Genomic DNA, 14,362 nt, shown 5'->3' with positions numbered 1-14,362 from the left:
ATGAGCGATTACAAACATACCCTGAACCTCCCCGAAACCGACTTCCCCATGCGCGGCATGTTGCCCAAGCGTGAGCCGGGGCGGGTATCGCAATGGCAGGACATGAACCTCTACGAGCGCCTGCGCGAAGCGCGTGCCGGCCGTGAGAGCTTCGTGCTGCACGATGGCCCTCCCTACGCCAACGGCAGCATTCACATCGGTCATGCCGTCAACAAGATTCTCAAGGACATCGTCGTCAAGTCGAAGGCACTGGCAGGATACGATGCGCCCTACGTGCCCGGCTGGGACTGTCACGGCTTGCCCATCGAGCACAAGGTCGAGACCACTCACGGCAAGCATCTCGGCGCCGGTGAAGCACGCGATCTATGTCGCGAGTACGCGGGGGCGCAGATCGAAGCGCAGAAGACCGACTTCGTGCGCCTGGGCGTGATCGGCGACTGGGAGCACCCCTACCGGACCATGGACTTCGCCAACGAGGCGGGTGAGATCCGCGCGCTGGCCAAGATGGTCGAGGGCGGCTACGTCTTCAAGGGCTTGAAGCCGGTCAACTGGTGCTTCGATTGTGGCTCAGCCCTGGCCGAGGCCGAGGTCGAGTACGCCGACAAGAAGTCCGATGCCATCGATGTCGCCTTCACCGCCGCCGAGCCCGCCAAGCTAGCGACGGCGTTTGGGCTCACGTCGCTCGACAAGCCGGCGGCGATCGTCATCTGGACCACCACGCCGTGGACCATTCCCGCCAACCAGGCGCTCAACGTGCATCCCGACGTCACCTACGCGCTGGTCGATACCGGCGAGCGGTTGCTGGTGCTCGCCGAAGAGCTGGTCGAAAGTTGCCTGGCGCGCTATGGCCTCGAGGGCGATGTCGTGGCCACGACCACGGGCGCGGCGCTGGAATTCATCACTTTCCAGCACCCGTTCTATGAGCGCGTGGCGCCGGTGTATCTCGCCGATTACGTGACCGTGGAAGAAGGTAGCACGGGGATCGTCCACTCGGCGCCGTCGTACGGCCTGGATGACTTCATGACCTGTCGCGAGCACGGCATGAGCTTCGATGACATGCTCAACCCGGTGCAGGGCAATGGCGTGTACCGCGATGATTTGCCGTTCTTCGGCGGGATGATGATCTGGAAGGCCAATCCTCAGATCGTCGACAAGCTGCGTGAAGTGAACGCGCTGATGGTGCACACGCCGATCACCCACAGCTACATGCACTGCTGGCGCCACAAGACGCCGGTCATCTACCGCGCCACAGCCCAGTGGTTCGTGGGCATGGACCGCGAGGACGATACGGGGCGCACCTTGCGTCAGCGCGCATTGGAAGGCGTCGAGGCGACGCAGTTCGTCCCCGCCTGGGGCAAGGCGCGGCTGCACTCGATGATCGCCAACCGTCCCGACTGGTGCATCTCACGGCAGCGCAACTGGGGCGTGCCGATTCCGTTCTTCCTGCACAAGCAGACCGGGGAATGGCATCCGCGCACCGTCGAGCTGATGGAAGACGTCGCCAAGCGCGTCGAGGCCGAGGGTATCGACGCCTGGTTCCGTCTCGACGCACAAGAGCTGCTGGGCTCCGAGGCCGGCGACTACGAGAAAGTCACCGATACCCTGGATGTGTGGTTCGATTCCGGCACCACGCATTGGCATGTGTTGCGTGGCTCGCATTCGCTGGGACACCCACAAGGGCCGCGCGCCGATCTGTATCTCGAGGGTTCCGACCAGCATCGCGGCTGGTTCCATTCGTCGCTGCTCACCGGTTGCGCCATCGACGGTCATGCGCCTTACAAGGCGCTCTTGACGCACGGCTTCACCGTCGACGAGAAGGGCCGCAAGATGTCCAAGTCGATGGGTAACGTCATCGCGCCGCAGCAGGTGATGGACAAGCTGGGTGCCGATATTCTGCGCTTGTGGGTGGCTTCCACCGACTATTCCGGTGAGATGGCGGTCTCCGACGAGATCTTGAAGCGCACCGCCGATGTGTATCGCCGCATTCGCAACACTGCGCGCTTCTTGCTGGCCAACTTGAATGGCTTCGATCCCGCGCGTGATGCTGTGGCGTTCGAGGATATGCTGGCCCTGGATCAGTGGGCGGTGGATCGCGCCGCACAGCTTCAGCAGCGCATGCAGACGGCCTATGACGACTACCGCTTCCGTGACGTCTACCAGCAGGTGCATGACTTCTGCGCGCACGAGCTGGGCGGCTTCTATCTGGATGTGATCAAGGATCGCCAGTACACCACCCAGGCTGACTCGCTCGCGCGGCGCAGCTGCCAGACGGCGCTCTATCATGTGGTCGAGGCGCTGGTGCGTTGGGTGGCGCCGATTCTGTCCTTCACCGCCGAGGAAATCTACGAGGCCATCCCCGGCACGCGCGGCGATAGCGTGCTGCTGGAGGAATACTATCCGCATCTGGCGACTCTGAAGGCGGATGCCGTGATGGGGCGTGAGTTTTGGTCGCGGGTGCTCGAGGTCAAGCAGGCGGTCAACAAGTGCCTGGAAGACGCGCGTAACGCCAAGGTGATCCGCAATAGCCTCGCCGCCGAGGTCACGCTCTACGCCGACGACGGCTTGCGCGAAACCTTGTCTCAGCTCGGCGATGAACTACGTTTCGTGCTGTTGACCAGCGAGGTGCACCTGGCGTCGCTGAACGCAGCGGGCAGCGACGAGGCCGAGACCAGCGAGCTCGATGGTCTCAAAGTGGGCGTGATGGAAAGTCCGCACACCAAGTGCGAGCGCTGCTGGCATCATCGCGCAGATGTTGGGACGCATGCCGCCGATCCGAACCTGTGCGGTCGCTGTTTGAGCAACCTGCCCGACGGGCCGGGCGAAGTCCGCCGCTATGCCTGAAGCTGCGATGCCTGATGACGCACCCTGGATCATAGCGCCGCTTGGTCATGACATGAGAGGCTCGAATGAACGACGCTGCAACGCCTGATCGACCGGTATCGCCGCCCATGCAGCGGCCCTTGCGCTGGCTGTGGCTGGCGCTATTGGTGATCGTGCTGGACCTGGGCAGCAAGCTGCTCGCCAGCACGTATTTGATCTATGCACAGCCGGTCGAGTTATTGCCGGTGTTCAACTTCACGCTGCTGCACAACACGGGTGCGGCGTTCAGCTTTCTAGCCGATCACGCTGGGTGGCAGCGCTGGTTGTTCGCGGCCATCGCCATCGGCGTGAGCATTGGCTTGACCGTGTGGTTGACGCGTCTCAAAGCCGATGAACGTCTCTCGGCGGCAGCCATCGCACTCGTGATCGGCGGGGCGTTGGGCAATCTCTACGATCGCCTGGTGCATGGCTATGTGGTCGACTTTCTGTCGTTTCATTGGCAGGGAAATTACTTTCCCGCCTTTAACTTGGCCGATACCGCCATCACCTTGGGAGCCATTGGCTTGATTCTGGCCTCCCTGCGTGACGGCCGACGACACACGGCAACATCCGATAAGAGAGATGCCCCATGAGTGAGTACCGCATCGGCGATGGGATGGAAGTGACGTTGCATTTCACCGTCAAATTGGAAGACGAGACGGTGATCGACTCCACCCGCGACAAGGCACCGGCGACGTTCCAGGTCGGCGATGGTAATCTGCCGCCGGGGTTCGAGACCCCGCTCAAGGGCATGACCGATGGCGAGACTGGCCGTTTTACCATTACCCCCGAGCACGGCTTCGGTCAGCACAATCCGCAGAACGTGCAGCGCCTGCCGCGCGACCAGTTCGACGACGAGCTCGAGGTCGGCACGATGATGTCTTTCACCGACCCGGGCGGCGGCGAGTTGCCCGGCGTCATCGCCGAGATCGACGAGCGTAATGTCGATGTAGACTTCAATCACCCGCTGGCGGGGCGTACCCTGACCTTCGAGGTGGAAGTGATCGAGGTTCGTCCGGCCACGACCCATTAAGTTTTGACGGGCGCACGCCGCCCATCGATACGATGCCACGGCGCATCGAGGCGAGGTAAGCATGCAAATCAAGCTGGCCAATCCACGCGGTTTCTGTGCCGGCGTCGACCGCGCCATCGAGATCGTCAATCGCGCGCTCGATGTGTTCGGGCCGCCCATCTACGTGCGTCACGAAGTCGTCCATAACCGCTTCGTGGTGGATAGCCTGCGCGAGCGCGGGGCGGTATTCGTCGAGGAGTTGCATGAAATCCCCGACGACGTGATCGTCATCTTCTCCGCCCACGGCGTGTCGCGCGCGGTCCAGCAAGAGGCCGAGCGGCGTGGATTGCGTATCTTCGACGCTACCTGCCCGCTGGTCACCAAGGTGCATATGGAAGTCCTGCGCTACGCCAAGCGTGGCCAGGAGTGCGTGCTCATCGGGCATGCCGGCCATCCCGAGGTCGAGGGCACCATGGGGCGCTACGATACGTCCTTCGGCGGCCAGATCCACCTCGTCGAGGACGAGCAGGACGTGGCAAATCTCGAGGTCAACGATCCCGAGCGGCTGGCGTTCGTTACCCAGACCACGCTCTCCATGGATGACACCTCAAGGGTCATCGACGCCCTGCGCGAAAAGTTTCCGCAAATAGACGGGCCGCGCAAGGACGACATCTGCTACGCCACCCAGAACCGTCAGGACGCGGTGCGTGAACTGGCTAGCGAAAGCGGCCTAGTGCTCGTGGTCGGCAGCCCCAACAGTTCCAATTCCAACCGCCTGCGGGAATTGGCAGAGCGTACCGGCACGCCGGCGTATTTGATCGATACTGCTGAGCAGATTCGCCCCGAATGGGTGGACGGCGTGGGCACCATCGGCATCACGGCCGGTGCCAGCGCACCGGAAGTCCTCGTCCAGGCGGTTATCGACCGGCTCAAGTCGCTGGGTGCCGAGGATCCCAATGAACTCGCCGGGCAGGCGGAAGACATCGTCTTCTCCATGCCCAAAGAACTGCGCGAGCAGGTGATCGCCAGCACGTGAGAAGCGTCGTTCCTTCGATGTGATGTGAGCGTTACAATTCGTTGCAAAGTACGCTACATTGACAAAGCGCATGGGGTGCCGCCCCATGCCGCGTACGTAACGCACCGCCTCACCGATCAGGAAGTCGTACGTGCCGCATCGTGCTTATCGCCTTCGCCACGTGTCGCATAGCCGTGGTTTTTCTCTCCTTGAGTTGCTGATCGTGCTGGTGATCTTCGCGATCATGGCAAGCATCGCCGTGCCCAGCTTTCAGTCCTTGCGCCAGCAGCAACAGCTCACCGACGCCAGCAACGAACTGGTCGCCGCGCTGCGTCTGGCACGCGGCGAAGCCATCATGCGCGAAGCCGAGGTCACGATGAGCGCAGTCGAAGACGATGACTGGGCGCAAGGCTGGCGTATAGAGGTTGAAGGGGATAGTGAGAACCCTATCGCCGTCCACCAGCCGCTACCTGACCAGCTCAGCGTAGGAGACAAGAACGCCCAGCCCGCCGATGAAGTCACTTTCGATGACCTGGGATATCCCGATGCTGGTGGCGAATGGCTACTCAGTCATGCGGGGCTGCCGAAAGTCTCGCGGATATGCATGAGTGCGATCGGACGCGCCTATGTCGCGGAGTCAGGCAAGGGGTGTGACTCGTGATGGAATCGCCGGTGTATCGTCCCCCCCGTGGCCAACACGGCTTTGGTCTGATCGAGGTGTTGGTGGCATTGACCATCCTCTCCGTCGGCATGCTTGGGCTCGCCGTCATGCAACTTAATTCGCTGCACGCTTCCCGCGAGAGTCTTAATACGACACTCGCCACCATCATGGTCCGCGACATGAACGAACGCGCCTGGGCGCATAGTGATGAGGCTTGTGAGAAGCTTGAGGGCCCTGAAGGGCTTTTGAGTGAGTGGCAGGGCGATGTCGCTAAGGTTGATAGCCTGCCTTCGCCCACTGTCAGTGGAAAAGATATCGGCAATGGCCTTTATGATCTGGAGATCACTTGGCAGGGCCGTGGAGACCCGGATGACGCAAACTATGAGCCTCCGCACGTGAACTTGGTGGCCTTCTTGCCATGTAAGTCGTCGCCGCCGGAAGAAGCGGAGCCAATCGATGAATAATCGACAACGCCAAAGCGGCTTCACGCTGATCGAAATGATGATCAGCATGTTGCTTGGATTGGTTATCCTCGGTGGTACTATCACGGCTTACCAAGCGATCAGTAGTGTTAGTGAGCAGCGGGATAACTATTATAAGCTGCAAGACGAGCTGATGTATATACATCGGGCGCTAGCTTCTTCCGTCAAGGTGGCAAAATCGGTTGAGATAAATAAAGGTCTAAATTCTCTAACTTTAGAATCGTATTCAGGTGATGGTGTGAGGGGAATAAAATGCCCTGGGTTTGATAAGGGTGATGCGGAAGTCGAGTGGATGACGGTGCACAGCGGTGATAATGAACAGGTTTTGAAATGTAAGCTTAAGAGCGGTAGAGAGGTGGAGGTTATTTCGCTCGTTTCTAAAGGCAGTGTAGGAATAACATCAATTAATTTTTGCAGCTTACCTTATGATGATGAAAAACAATGTGGGGCGGGAAAAAGTAATAGCGGTATTGCCGTCACTGTTAAATACTATGACCTGAAATGTGATCCGGACGATGAAAGTTGTGATGAGAAAAGTGTGTCATTCCGTTTAGCCACGCGTGCCCCCACTTCGGCGTTAGGAGTAGGAAGATGAAGGCATCGAAACAGTCCGGCTTTGTGCTCGTCGTGGGAATGATGCTGCTGACGGTGGCATCTGGGGCTGTTATTTCCGGCATGTCCGTCAATAAATATCAAGAGCGTCAAGCGGGTAATTATGTGCGCACTAATAATTATGAAGCGGGCACGGACGAGGCTTTTCGGCGCTTTGAAAATTATGAAGAAGACTCTAGAAGTGATGATAAGGCAGGGTGGGCTGAAAATATTAGGGCAGTAGTGGAAGACAGGCTTGGTGATTCCGAGAAAGGTACGATCATTTTTCCCCTTGATGGTGACGATAACTGGCTTCCTAGCGATGAACGTGAGGAAAGAGCACGGGAGCGCAATGGGGAAGAGGAGCAGGATGAAGATGGTGGTGATGAAGATGTTAAGTACGCTTTTACTCGGGCAGGAATTAAAGAGGTCGTAAAGCTCGAAGGCGATAGAGTGAAGGTGATTTTTTGGGGTGAGAAAAGGCTGAGTGGCTATGATGAGAGTGACGCTTCCGAAGATAATAATGGGCGCGATGTGTTACAGGCCATTTACTCTATAAATAATGATGAGCAATCCAATGATGCCTACCAAGACGTGTTGCTCGGCTGCGAGGGGGTTCAGGTCAGTGGCGGAGGGGGGATTAATGGTAATGTTCGAACGTTGCAGCCAGGTGCCGGAGTGAGGCTTAGCGGTGATGCCAATGTTGATGGCAACGTGACAACAATGGGCACGCTATACACCGATAGCAGCATCACAGGCAACATTCTTGCCGGTGATGATATCACTTTGGATGCAGGGGGGGGGTATGCTTATGGTGGCTCCATCGCTACAACGGGAAGCGTTTTTTTTGAAAATTCGGCGCCTGCCAAGGGGAATGTCTCGGCCAACGGTGATGTTGAGTTCAACAACGCTGCGACGGTCACAGGTAATGTTTCGGTAGGTGGTAAGGTCATATTTGACAACAGTTCGGCTTACGTGAGCGGCGATATCGAATCGCAGGAAGGGACTGTCAATACTGCAAACGGAAAGGAGATCGATAAGTTTGCTGGTGGTTCGGTTAAGGTCGGTAGCCATACATCTGTCTCCCCTGTAAGTGGTGGTGAGTGCGATCCAAAAATTTTTTCCGGCAACCACAACTTGTCTATGGAGGTGAGTGATCTGCTTGCAGCCGTTCCTACCGATAAAACCGGCGCTGACAAAGACATTACGGTTGGTAGTTATCCAACGGTGGACGCTTCCCTGACCCCCGGCGGCCTATCGGCGTTTGATGAAACCTGGAATGTTCAGAAAGATGTTACCCTCGCGGAGGCAACTACGGTTGAAGCGCCGACCTTCGACAAACCTGTTTCCGTTATCCGCACGAAGGATTTCACCCAGAAGAATGGCGAGCTCAATGTTAGTGGCGGCGACGTGGTGTTGCTGGTCGATGGTGACCTCACTCTGGGCTCCGGTGGAGGAAAAGGGCTTACTATCGATCCAGGCAGTACGCTGACGATCTTCGTGACCGGCGAGACTCATATCAAGAGCTCCACCCAAATGGCGGATGTTCCGGCCACGACCAATGGCCGTTCCACCTTGTCGCTTTACTCCAACCATAAGGATAGTGACTCTTATAGTAGAGGTGTGTTGATTGATGGCAGTGCCCAGGCGTTGGCAAATATTTATGCGCCGTATGCCAACGTTTCTGTCACTGCCGGCGGTGGTCTACGCGGTTCGGCAAGAGGTAAGACCGTTACTGTCGATGGTGGTGGGGAAATCGAGTATGTGCCCAGGTCGACCTCAGGAGGCGGTGACGGAAGTGGTGACAACGGCGATGATAACTCCAGCGCCTCCGGTTGGTCTCTAGAAGGCTTGTCGTACGGTAGCCCGGAGGAGTGATTCATCGCGCGCAGGCGGTATCACCATCGGGCAGGCGCTCGATGCGTACCCGTCCGCCGCGACTCAGCACGATGCGCCGTGTCGGTGTCGTCGCCTTGGTCGTGCACAGATAGAAGCTGCCAATCTGAAAGCTGCCGGAGGCACGAATCGAGTAGCCATTCGGCGCGTAACGCACGTAGCGACGCAAGGGCTGATTGGCATATAACCGGAGTCCGCCGGGTGGGGCGCCACCCGCGCGTAGCGTCGGCTCCGAGGGCGATTGCTCGCCATCGTCGTTGCGATCAGCGAATATGTGCCAGCCCTGTTCCCAGCCATCTGAATCACTCACCATCATCACCGGCACGCCTTGGCGAATCGCTTCGCTGCGCGCGTAGTAGAGCGCCTGATAGAGCGTATGACTGGCGGCCTGCAAGCGTTGATCGCGTAGCACATGGCCCATGGCGGGAACGCCCTGGGTGGTGAGAAGGCCGACAATGACGATGATCACGAGCAGTTCGAGCAGTGTCATTCCTCGCATATGCCATGACGTCGTATGCATCGATTGCCTTACTTTGTATTAGCATTTACTTTATTTGTTTATAAAGTAGTCTTGGCAGTCGAGCAAATACGATGAGGGTGATACACAGGGACGCGCGGTCGCGGCATGGGCGTACGCGGGGTTTCAGCTTGATCGAAGTGCTGATTACGCTGTTCATTTTGTCCTTCGGCATGCTGGGGGTGGCGGCGACTCAGACCCAGGCGCTGCGCGCCCAGCGGAATGCCGATGCCCAGTCTCAGGTGGTGCAGCGGGTGGGGGCCATGCTCGAACGCTTGCGCATCGACCGCCACGGCGCGCTGGCCGGCGCCTACGACCAGCCGTGCAGTGACGATCCCGCTAGTGCCGGTTCGGCCCAAGTACGTGCCTGGTTGGCGGGGCTAGTGAACGCGCTTCCCCAGGCGCAGGGCTGCATCGAGGTGACGGGCGATGACGACCTGGCGACGGCCACGGTGAAAGTGACCTGGCGAGCGCCCCGCGTGAGCTGGAGTGATGACGATGGGCAGCGGCAATATCGATTACAGACCCGACTTTGAGCGACCCACTCCGGGGCTGCGCCGTCAAAGCGGGGTGTCGCTGATCGAGTTGATGGTGAGCCTGGCGCTGAGCATGATCGTGCTGCTTGGCGTCATCGACCTGTTCATTGCCTATCAGCATCAGTACCGCTTGCAAACGCAACTGGCTCAAGTGCAGGAGAGCGGTCGCTTCGTGACTGACGTGCTGACACGGGAGCTACGCAAGGCGGGGTATGCCGAATGGCAAAAGGCGCAGACCTTTCCGGCGACATCGCAGTTTGCCCAGGGCGCTATCGTTGCGGGGGACGACAGCAGCTTGTGGATACGCTATTACGGCAGCACGGGTGAGCCTCTGCAGGATTGCCTGGGCGGGGATCTCGAGAGTGCTGACATCACGCGGGCGACGCTATCGCTGAACGCCTCGCAGGGGCTGGACTGCGCGGTGGATGGCACGTCTCCCCAGCCGCTCGACGCGAATGTCGAGGCCATGGCGCTGCGCTATTTCGTCGAAGGCCGTTGGCGCCGCGCCTCGGGCGTCGGCGATTGGGCCAGCGTCAAGGGTGTGAGCATCGAATTGCTGGTGGCCTCGCGACAGGATGGGCTCGTCGACACGGCATCATCCTATGTCTTCGATGGCGAAACCGTCACGGCACCGGATCGTCGCCTGTATCGGGTGTACGCCACGAGCGTGGCTCTGCGTAATGTGGCATCCCCGCCGCCGCTTGTCACCTCGCAGGGTGACACGTCATCGTGAGCGTCAGCGGCCCCTCTCGGGAACGGGGCATGACGCTGATCGTCGCGCTGATTCTGCTGATGGCGATGACGGCGTTGGGACTCGCCGGCTTGCAGGGCGCGGTCCTGCAGGAGCGCATGGCGCGCAACGTCATGGATCGACAAGTTGCGTTTCAAGCAGCACAGGCAGCACTCAAAGAAGGCGAATGGCGATTGCGTCATGCGGATTACACACTGCCCGATGACCACGGTGACTGCACGGCGCCTGATTGCCTGATGCCACAGGCGTTGCATGCCAGCCAATGGTCGGCTGCTCGTTGGCGACGTGACGGCGTGGCCTATGGCGATAGCGGGGCACCCATCCCGCTCGATACCCACGAGCCGCCCCGGGTGACGCTGGCTGTCCTGACGAGCTCGTGTCCCGAGGCCGACGCGCCCTGCCAAGCACGTATTGAGGTGACCGCGTTCGGCTGGGGTACACGCCAGGTAACGCATGCGGTACTCGAGCGCCGCGTTACGCTGATGCTGCCTCGCGAGTCAGGCGAGGCATTGATTCAAGCCCGCCAGGCACAGGCCGATAATGACGACACGCGCGTTATCCGCTCTTCCGAGGGGCCCACTCGTCCGGCGTGGCGCGAGGTCTTGCGCTGAGTACCTAGCGTTGAACGTCTCTCTTTCCGTCTGCAGCCCTTTTGTAAACACCCTCTCAGGAGTCCATGCCATGCGTCGAACCCAAGGCTTCAGCTTGATCGAGTTGATGATCGTGCTGGTCATCATCGGGATCCTTGCCGCGATCGCCATTCCCTCGTATACCGATTATGTGCGCAAAGCGAACCGGGCCGATGCCCAGGCCACGCTGACGCAGTGGGCATACCGAATGGAGCGTCAGTACACGCAAGATAATCTCTACGATACCGATGGCGCGAAGCAGGAGAAAAGCGACGCGTACAAGTTTGAAGCCCTGCGAAATCCCGATAAAGAGAAGGGCAATGGTTTCCTGCTAAAGGCCATACCGATCAATAGCCAAAGCGAGGATCGCTGCGGCGAGTTGACTCTGAATGATGCCGGGGAACGCGGCGCGGGCGCCGAGGACTGCTGGTAACTCGGTATCCCTGCGCCGCTGCCTTGCACATGCGGCACATGATAGATTGCGGTTTTCTCAGCGATGAAATGAGTGCCCGTGTGAGTGAATTCTTGATCGTTGGAGGCGGCGTCATCGGCATGATGACGGCCCTGCAACTCGCCGACGCTGGCCGCCACGTCACCCTGCTCGAACGCGGCGAATGTGGCCGCGAGGCCTCCTGGGCCGGTGGCGGCATCGTCTCCCCGTTGTACCCCTGGCGCTATAGCGCGCCGATTTCCGCATTGTCGCGCTATTCCGAAGGTGCCTATCCCGAATTGTCGCTGCGCCTGCTGGAAGAGACCGGTATCGATCCCGAGTATCGCCAGCGAGGGCTCCTGTATCTGCGTGTCGATGATGAGCCTCAGGCGCTCGCGTGGGCGCGTGAGGTTGGCAAGCCCCTGGAACGGGTCGGGGCGGAGACGATTTATGCCAAGGAGCCCAATGCCGCGCCCGGTTTCGATTCGGCACTGTGGATGCCGACCTTGGGTAGCATTCGTAATCCGCGCTTGTGCAAGGCGCTGCGGGCCCGCCTGCAGGCGATGCCTAACGTCACCCTGCGTGAGCATGTCGAGGTCGAAGCGCTGGATGTGGCGGATGGACGCTTTCGCGGCGTTCGGACATCGGCGGGGCATGAAGCCGCCGAGCGCGTAGTGGTTTGTGGCGGCGCCTGGGCCGGCCAGCTGCTGGCGGGTATCGGCGTGACACTGCCGGTGCGTCCGGTGCGTGGGCAGATGATCCTGTTCAAGGCGTCGCCGGGGTTGGTCGAACGTGTGGTGCTGAAGGATGGGCGTTATGTGATTCCGCGTGGCGATGGGCGTGTCGTTGCCGGCTCCACCTTGGAAGAGGTGGGCTTCGATCAGCGTACCACCGAGACAGCAAAGGGCTCGCTTTACGATAGCGCACTGTCGATCGTGCCGGCATTGGCCGAATGCCCGGTGGAGCATCACTGGGCCGGCTTGCGTCCCGGGTCGCCGGATGGCGTGCCGTCCATCGGCGCGGTACCCGGCATCGAAGGGTTATGGGTCAACGCTGGCCATTATCGCAATGGCCTGGTGTTGGCGCCGGCGTCGACGCGCCTGTTGGTCGATCAACTACTGCAACGCACCCCGGTGGTCGACCCCGCCCCCTACCGGCTAGGTGGCGTCTGACGACAAGGCGTTTTGCCAGCGAGCCGGCGTTGCGTGACAATACAGCCATGAGGCCGTCTCGACGGCAGTTTACTCAGCCAATCACGATGAGAGAGGCGTATTCCGCTCATGCAAGACCTGACTCTGGTGATGGCCCAGCTCGACCCGCTGGTGGGCGATATCCCCGGCAATACCGCGCAAGCCATCGAGGCCGTGCGCGAAGCGCGCATCGAACATCGTGCCGATGTGGTGGTCTTCCCCGAACTGTTCCTGACCGGTTACCCGCCGGAAGACTTGTTGCTGCGCGAATCGATGGAAGCACGCCTGGAAGAGGCACGCGCGACGATGGCGCGTAAGGTGGCGCGCGATGTGATGGTCGTCATCGGCTATCCAGGCCGGCGCGAAGGCCGGCTGCATAACCTCGCGGGCGTGCTGTACAACGGCGAATGGCTCGGCGAATACGCCAAGCAGGCGCTGCCCAATTACCAGGTATTCGACGAGCAGCGCTATTTCACCCCGGGGCAATCGCCGCTGGTCATCGAGCATGGCGGTGCCAAGCTGGGGATCCTCGTTTGCGAGGATTTATGGGACGGCGCGCCGGTGACACAGAGCGTCGAGGCTGGCGCCGATATCCTGGTCACACTCAATGCCTCGCCCTATCATCGCGATAAGCCGCTGGAGCGTGAACGGTTATTCGCCCGGCGTGCTCAGGCGGCTGCGCGGCCGCTGGTATATCTCAACCAGATCGGCGGCCAGGACGAGCTTGTCTTCGATGGTGGTTCGCTGGTGCTCGATGCCCGGGGCGAGGTTGCAGTACGTGCGCCATTCTGGGAAGTCGGCCTGATGCCGGTGCGCTTTACCGATGCGCAGGGCGCATGGGCCCCGGAGGCCGGCGAATGCGAGCCGCTGTTGGCCTCGGAAGAAAGCCTCTATTGCGCATTGGTGACCGGGCTTCGCGACTACGTCAACAAGAGCGGCTTTCAGGGCGTAGTGCTAGGGCTTTCCGGGGGTATCGACTCGGCGCTGTCGCTGGCCATTGCGGTCGATGCCCTGGGGCCCGAGCGCGTGCAAGCGGTGATGATGCCCTATCACTACACGGCGGATATCTCCAAGGCGGATGCGGCCGCGCAAGCCGAGTTGCTGGGTGTGCATTACGAGGTCATGCCCATCGCGCCGATGGTGGAGGCTTTCACCTCAACGCTGGAAGAGAGCTTCGCCGGGACTGAGCGCGATACCACCGAGGAAAACCTGCAATCGCGTTGCCGGGGCGTACTGTTGATGGCGCTTTCCAACAAGAAAGGGCTGATGGTGTTGAGCACCGGTAACAAGAGCGAGATGGCGGTGGGTTATGCCACGCTGTATGGCGATATGGTGGGTGGCTACAATGCGCTCAAGGACGTCTACAAGACGTGGGTGTATCGTCTTGCCAAGTGGCGCAATGCGCAAGAGCCGGCCATTCCCGAGCGTGTCATCACGCGCCCGCCTTCTGCCGAGCTGGCGCCGGATCAAGCGGACAGTGACTCGCTGCCAGGCTACGACGAACTGGATGCCATTCTCGAGCGTTACATCGAAGGCGACATGAGTGCCGAGGCGATCATCGATGCCGGCTTCGCCAGCGAGGATGTCTATCGGGTCGTGAAGCTGGTCGACCGCAGCGAATACAAGCGGCGTCAGGCACCGGTGGGGGTGCGTGTGACGGCGCGCGGTTTCGGACGTGATCGTCGCTATCCCATCGTCAACGGCTGGCAACCGGGGGAATGATCCCGGCTGTCGCCGGGGAGCTATAAGAAGGAAGAGCGGCGCTGCGCGCCTGGAAGCTGGAAGAATCGCTA

The 14,362-nt window shown here is 60.1% G+C and carries 15 protein-coding genes; 14 read left to right on the top strand and 1 reads right to left on the bottom strand.

Going from position 1 to position 14,362, the window contains the following annotated elements; all coding sequences use genetic code 11:
* The 8 genes from ileS (at position 1) to OP494_RS15085 (ending at position 8,498) form a co-directional block, all read left to right on the top strand.
* Positions 1-2,841: an isoleucine--tRNA ligase gene (gene ileS / locus OP494_RS15120; protein ID WP_280542050.1), complete on the top strand. Its 2,841-nt coding sequence runs from the start codon at positions 1-3 to the stop codon at positions 2,839-2,841.
* Between the two features lie 65 nt (positions 2,842-2,906).
* Complete coding sequence (lspA, locus tag OP494_RS15115; protein WP_280542048.1) at positions 2,907-3,452, top strand: signal peptidase II; 546 nt, start codon at positions 2,907-2,909, stop codon at positions 3,450-3,452.
* Positions 3,449-3,892 (top strand): FKBP-type peptidyl-prolyl cis-trans isomerase, encoded by a 444-nt coding sequence (gene fkpB, locus OP494_RS15110; RefSeq protein ID WP_035415327.1) that lies wholly within the window; start codon positions 3,449-3,451, stop codon positions 3,890-3,892. Before lspA ends, fkpB begins: the two co-directional genes overlap by 4 nt.
* 61 nt (positions 3,893-3,953) lie before the next feature.
* Entirely contained in the window at positions 3,954-4,907 is a 954-nt protein-coding gene (gene ispH / locus OP494_RS15105; RefSeq protein WP_280542045.1) for a 4-hydroxy-3-methylbut-2-enyl diphosphate reductase, read from the top strand.
* Positions 4,908-5,037: 130 nt separating this feature from the next.
* Entirely contained in the window at positions 5,038-5,547 is a 510-nt protein-coding gene (locus OP494_RS15100; RefSeq protein ID WP_280542042.1) for a GspH/FimT family protein, read from the top strand.
* Positions 5,547-6,011 (top strand): type IV pilus modification protein PilV, encoded by a 465-nt coding sequence (gene pilV / locus OP494_RS15095; RefSeq protein ID WP_280542156.1) that lies wholly within the window; start codon positions 5,547-5,549, stop codon positions 6,009-6,011. Before OP494_RS15100 ends, pilV (OP494_RS15095) begins: the two co-directional genes overlap by 1 nt.
* Complete coding sequence (locus OP494_RS15090; protein ID WP_280542041.1) at positions 6,004-6,624, top strand: prepilin-type N-terminal cleavage/methylation domain-containing protein; 621 nt, start codon at positions 6,004-6,006, stop codon at positions 6,622-6,624. Before pilV (OP494_RS15095) ends, OP494_RS15090 begins: the two co-directional genes overlap by 8 nt.
* Entirely contained in the window at positions 6,621-8,498 is a 1,878-nt protein-coding gene (locus OP494_RS15085; RefSeq protein WP_280542038.1) for a polymer-forming cytoskeletal protein, read from the top strand. The genes OP494_RS15090 and OP494_RS15085 overlap by 4 nt, the downstream gene beginning before the upstream one ends.
* Before the next feature lies 1 nt (position 8,499).
* Here OP494_RS15085 and OP494_RS15080 read toward each other — a convergent pair whose 3' ends face one another.
* Positions 8,500-9,006 carry a GspH/FimT family pseudopilin gene (locus tag OP494_RS15080; protein WP_280542037.1) on the bottom strand — a complete coding sequence of 169 codons (507 nt, stop codon included), beginning with the start codon at positions 9,004-9,006 and terminating at the stop codon, positions 8,500-8,502.
* A gap of 101 nt (positions 9,007-9,107) precedes the next feature.
* On the opposite strand from OP494_RS15080, the gene pilV (OP494_RS15075) reads away from it, so the two are divergent.
* The 6 genes from pilV (OP494_RS15075) to OP494_RS15050 all read left to right on the top strand — a co-directional run bounded on the left by pilV (OP494_RS15075) (position 9,108) and on the right by OP494_RS15050 (position 14,291).
* Complete coding sequence (gene pilV / locus OP494_RS15075) at positions 9,108-9,569, top strand: type IV pilus modification protein PilV (protein WP_280542035.1); 462 nt, start codon at positions 9,108-9,110, stop codon at positions 9,567-9,569.
* A complete protein-coding gene (locus OP494_RS15070) occupies positions 9,532-10,302 on the top strand; it encodes a PilW family protein (protein WP_280542034.1) in 771 nt (256 codons plus the stop codon). The genes pilV (OP494_RS15075) and OP494_RS15070 overlap by 38 nt, the downstream gene beginning before the upstream one ends.
* Before the next feature lie 29 nt (positions 10,303-10,331).
* The gene (locus OP494_RS15065) at positions 10,332-10,931 is read left to right on the top strand and encodes a PilX N-terminal domain-containing pilus assembly protein (protein ID WP_280542033.1); all 600 of its coding nucleotides are present in this window, start codon (positions 10,332-10,334) and stop codon (positions 10,929-10,931) included.
* A gap of 70 nt (positions 10,932-11,001) precedes the next feature.
* A complete protein-coding gene (locus tag OP494_RS15060; protein WP_280542032.1) occupies positions 11,002-11,382 on the top strand; it encodes a type IV pilin protein in 381 nt (126 codons plus the stop codon).
* A gap of 38 nt (positions 11,383-11,420) precedes the next feature.
* A complete protein-coding gene (thiO, locus tag OP494_RS15055; protein WP_348521705.1) occupies positions 11,421-12,551 on the top strand; it encodes a glycine oxidase ThiO in 1,131 nt (376 codons plus the stop codon).
* A gap of 108 nt (positions 12,552-12,659) precedes the next feature.
* The gene (locus OP494_RS15050) at positions 12,660-14,291 is read left to right on the top strand and encodes an NAD+ synthase (protein ID WP_280542029.1); all 1,632 of its coding nucleotides are present in this window, start codon (positions 12,660-12,662) and stop codon (positions 14,289-14,291) included.
* Positions 14,292-14,362 lie beyond the last annotated feature (71 nt).

It is taken from the genome of Chromohalobacter sp. 11-W, from assembly GCF_029889905.1.
Lineage (GTDB): Bacteria > Pseudomonadota > Gammaproteobacteria > Pseudomonadales > Halomonadaceae > Chromohalobacter.
This window is presented reverse-complemented; position numbering and strand designations above follow the sequence as displayed.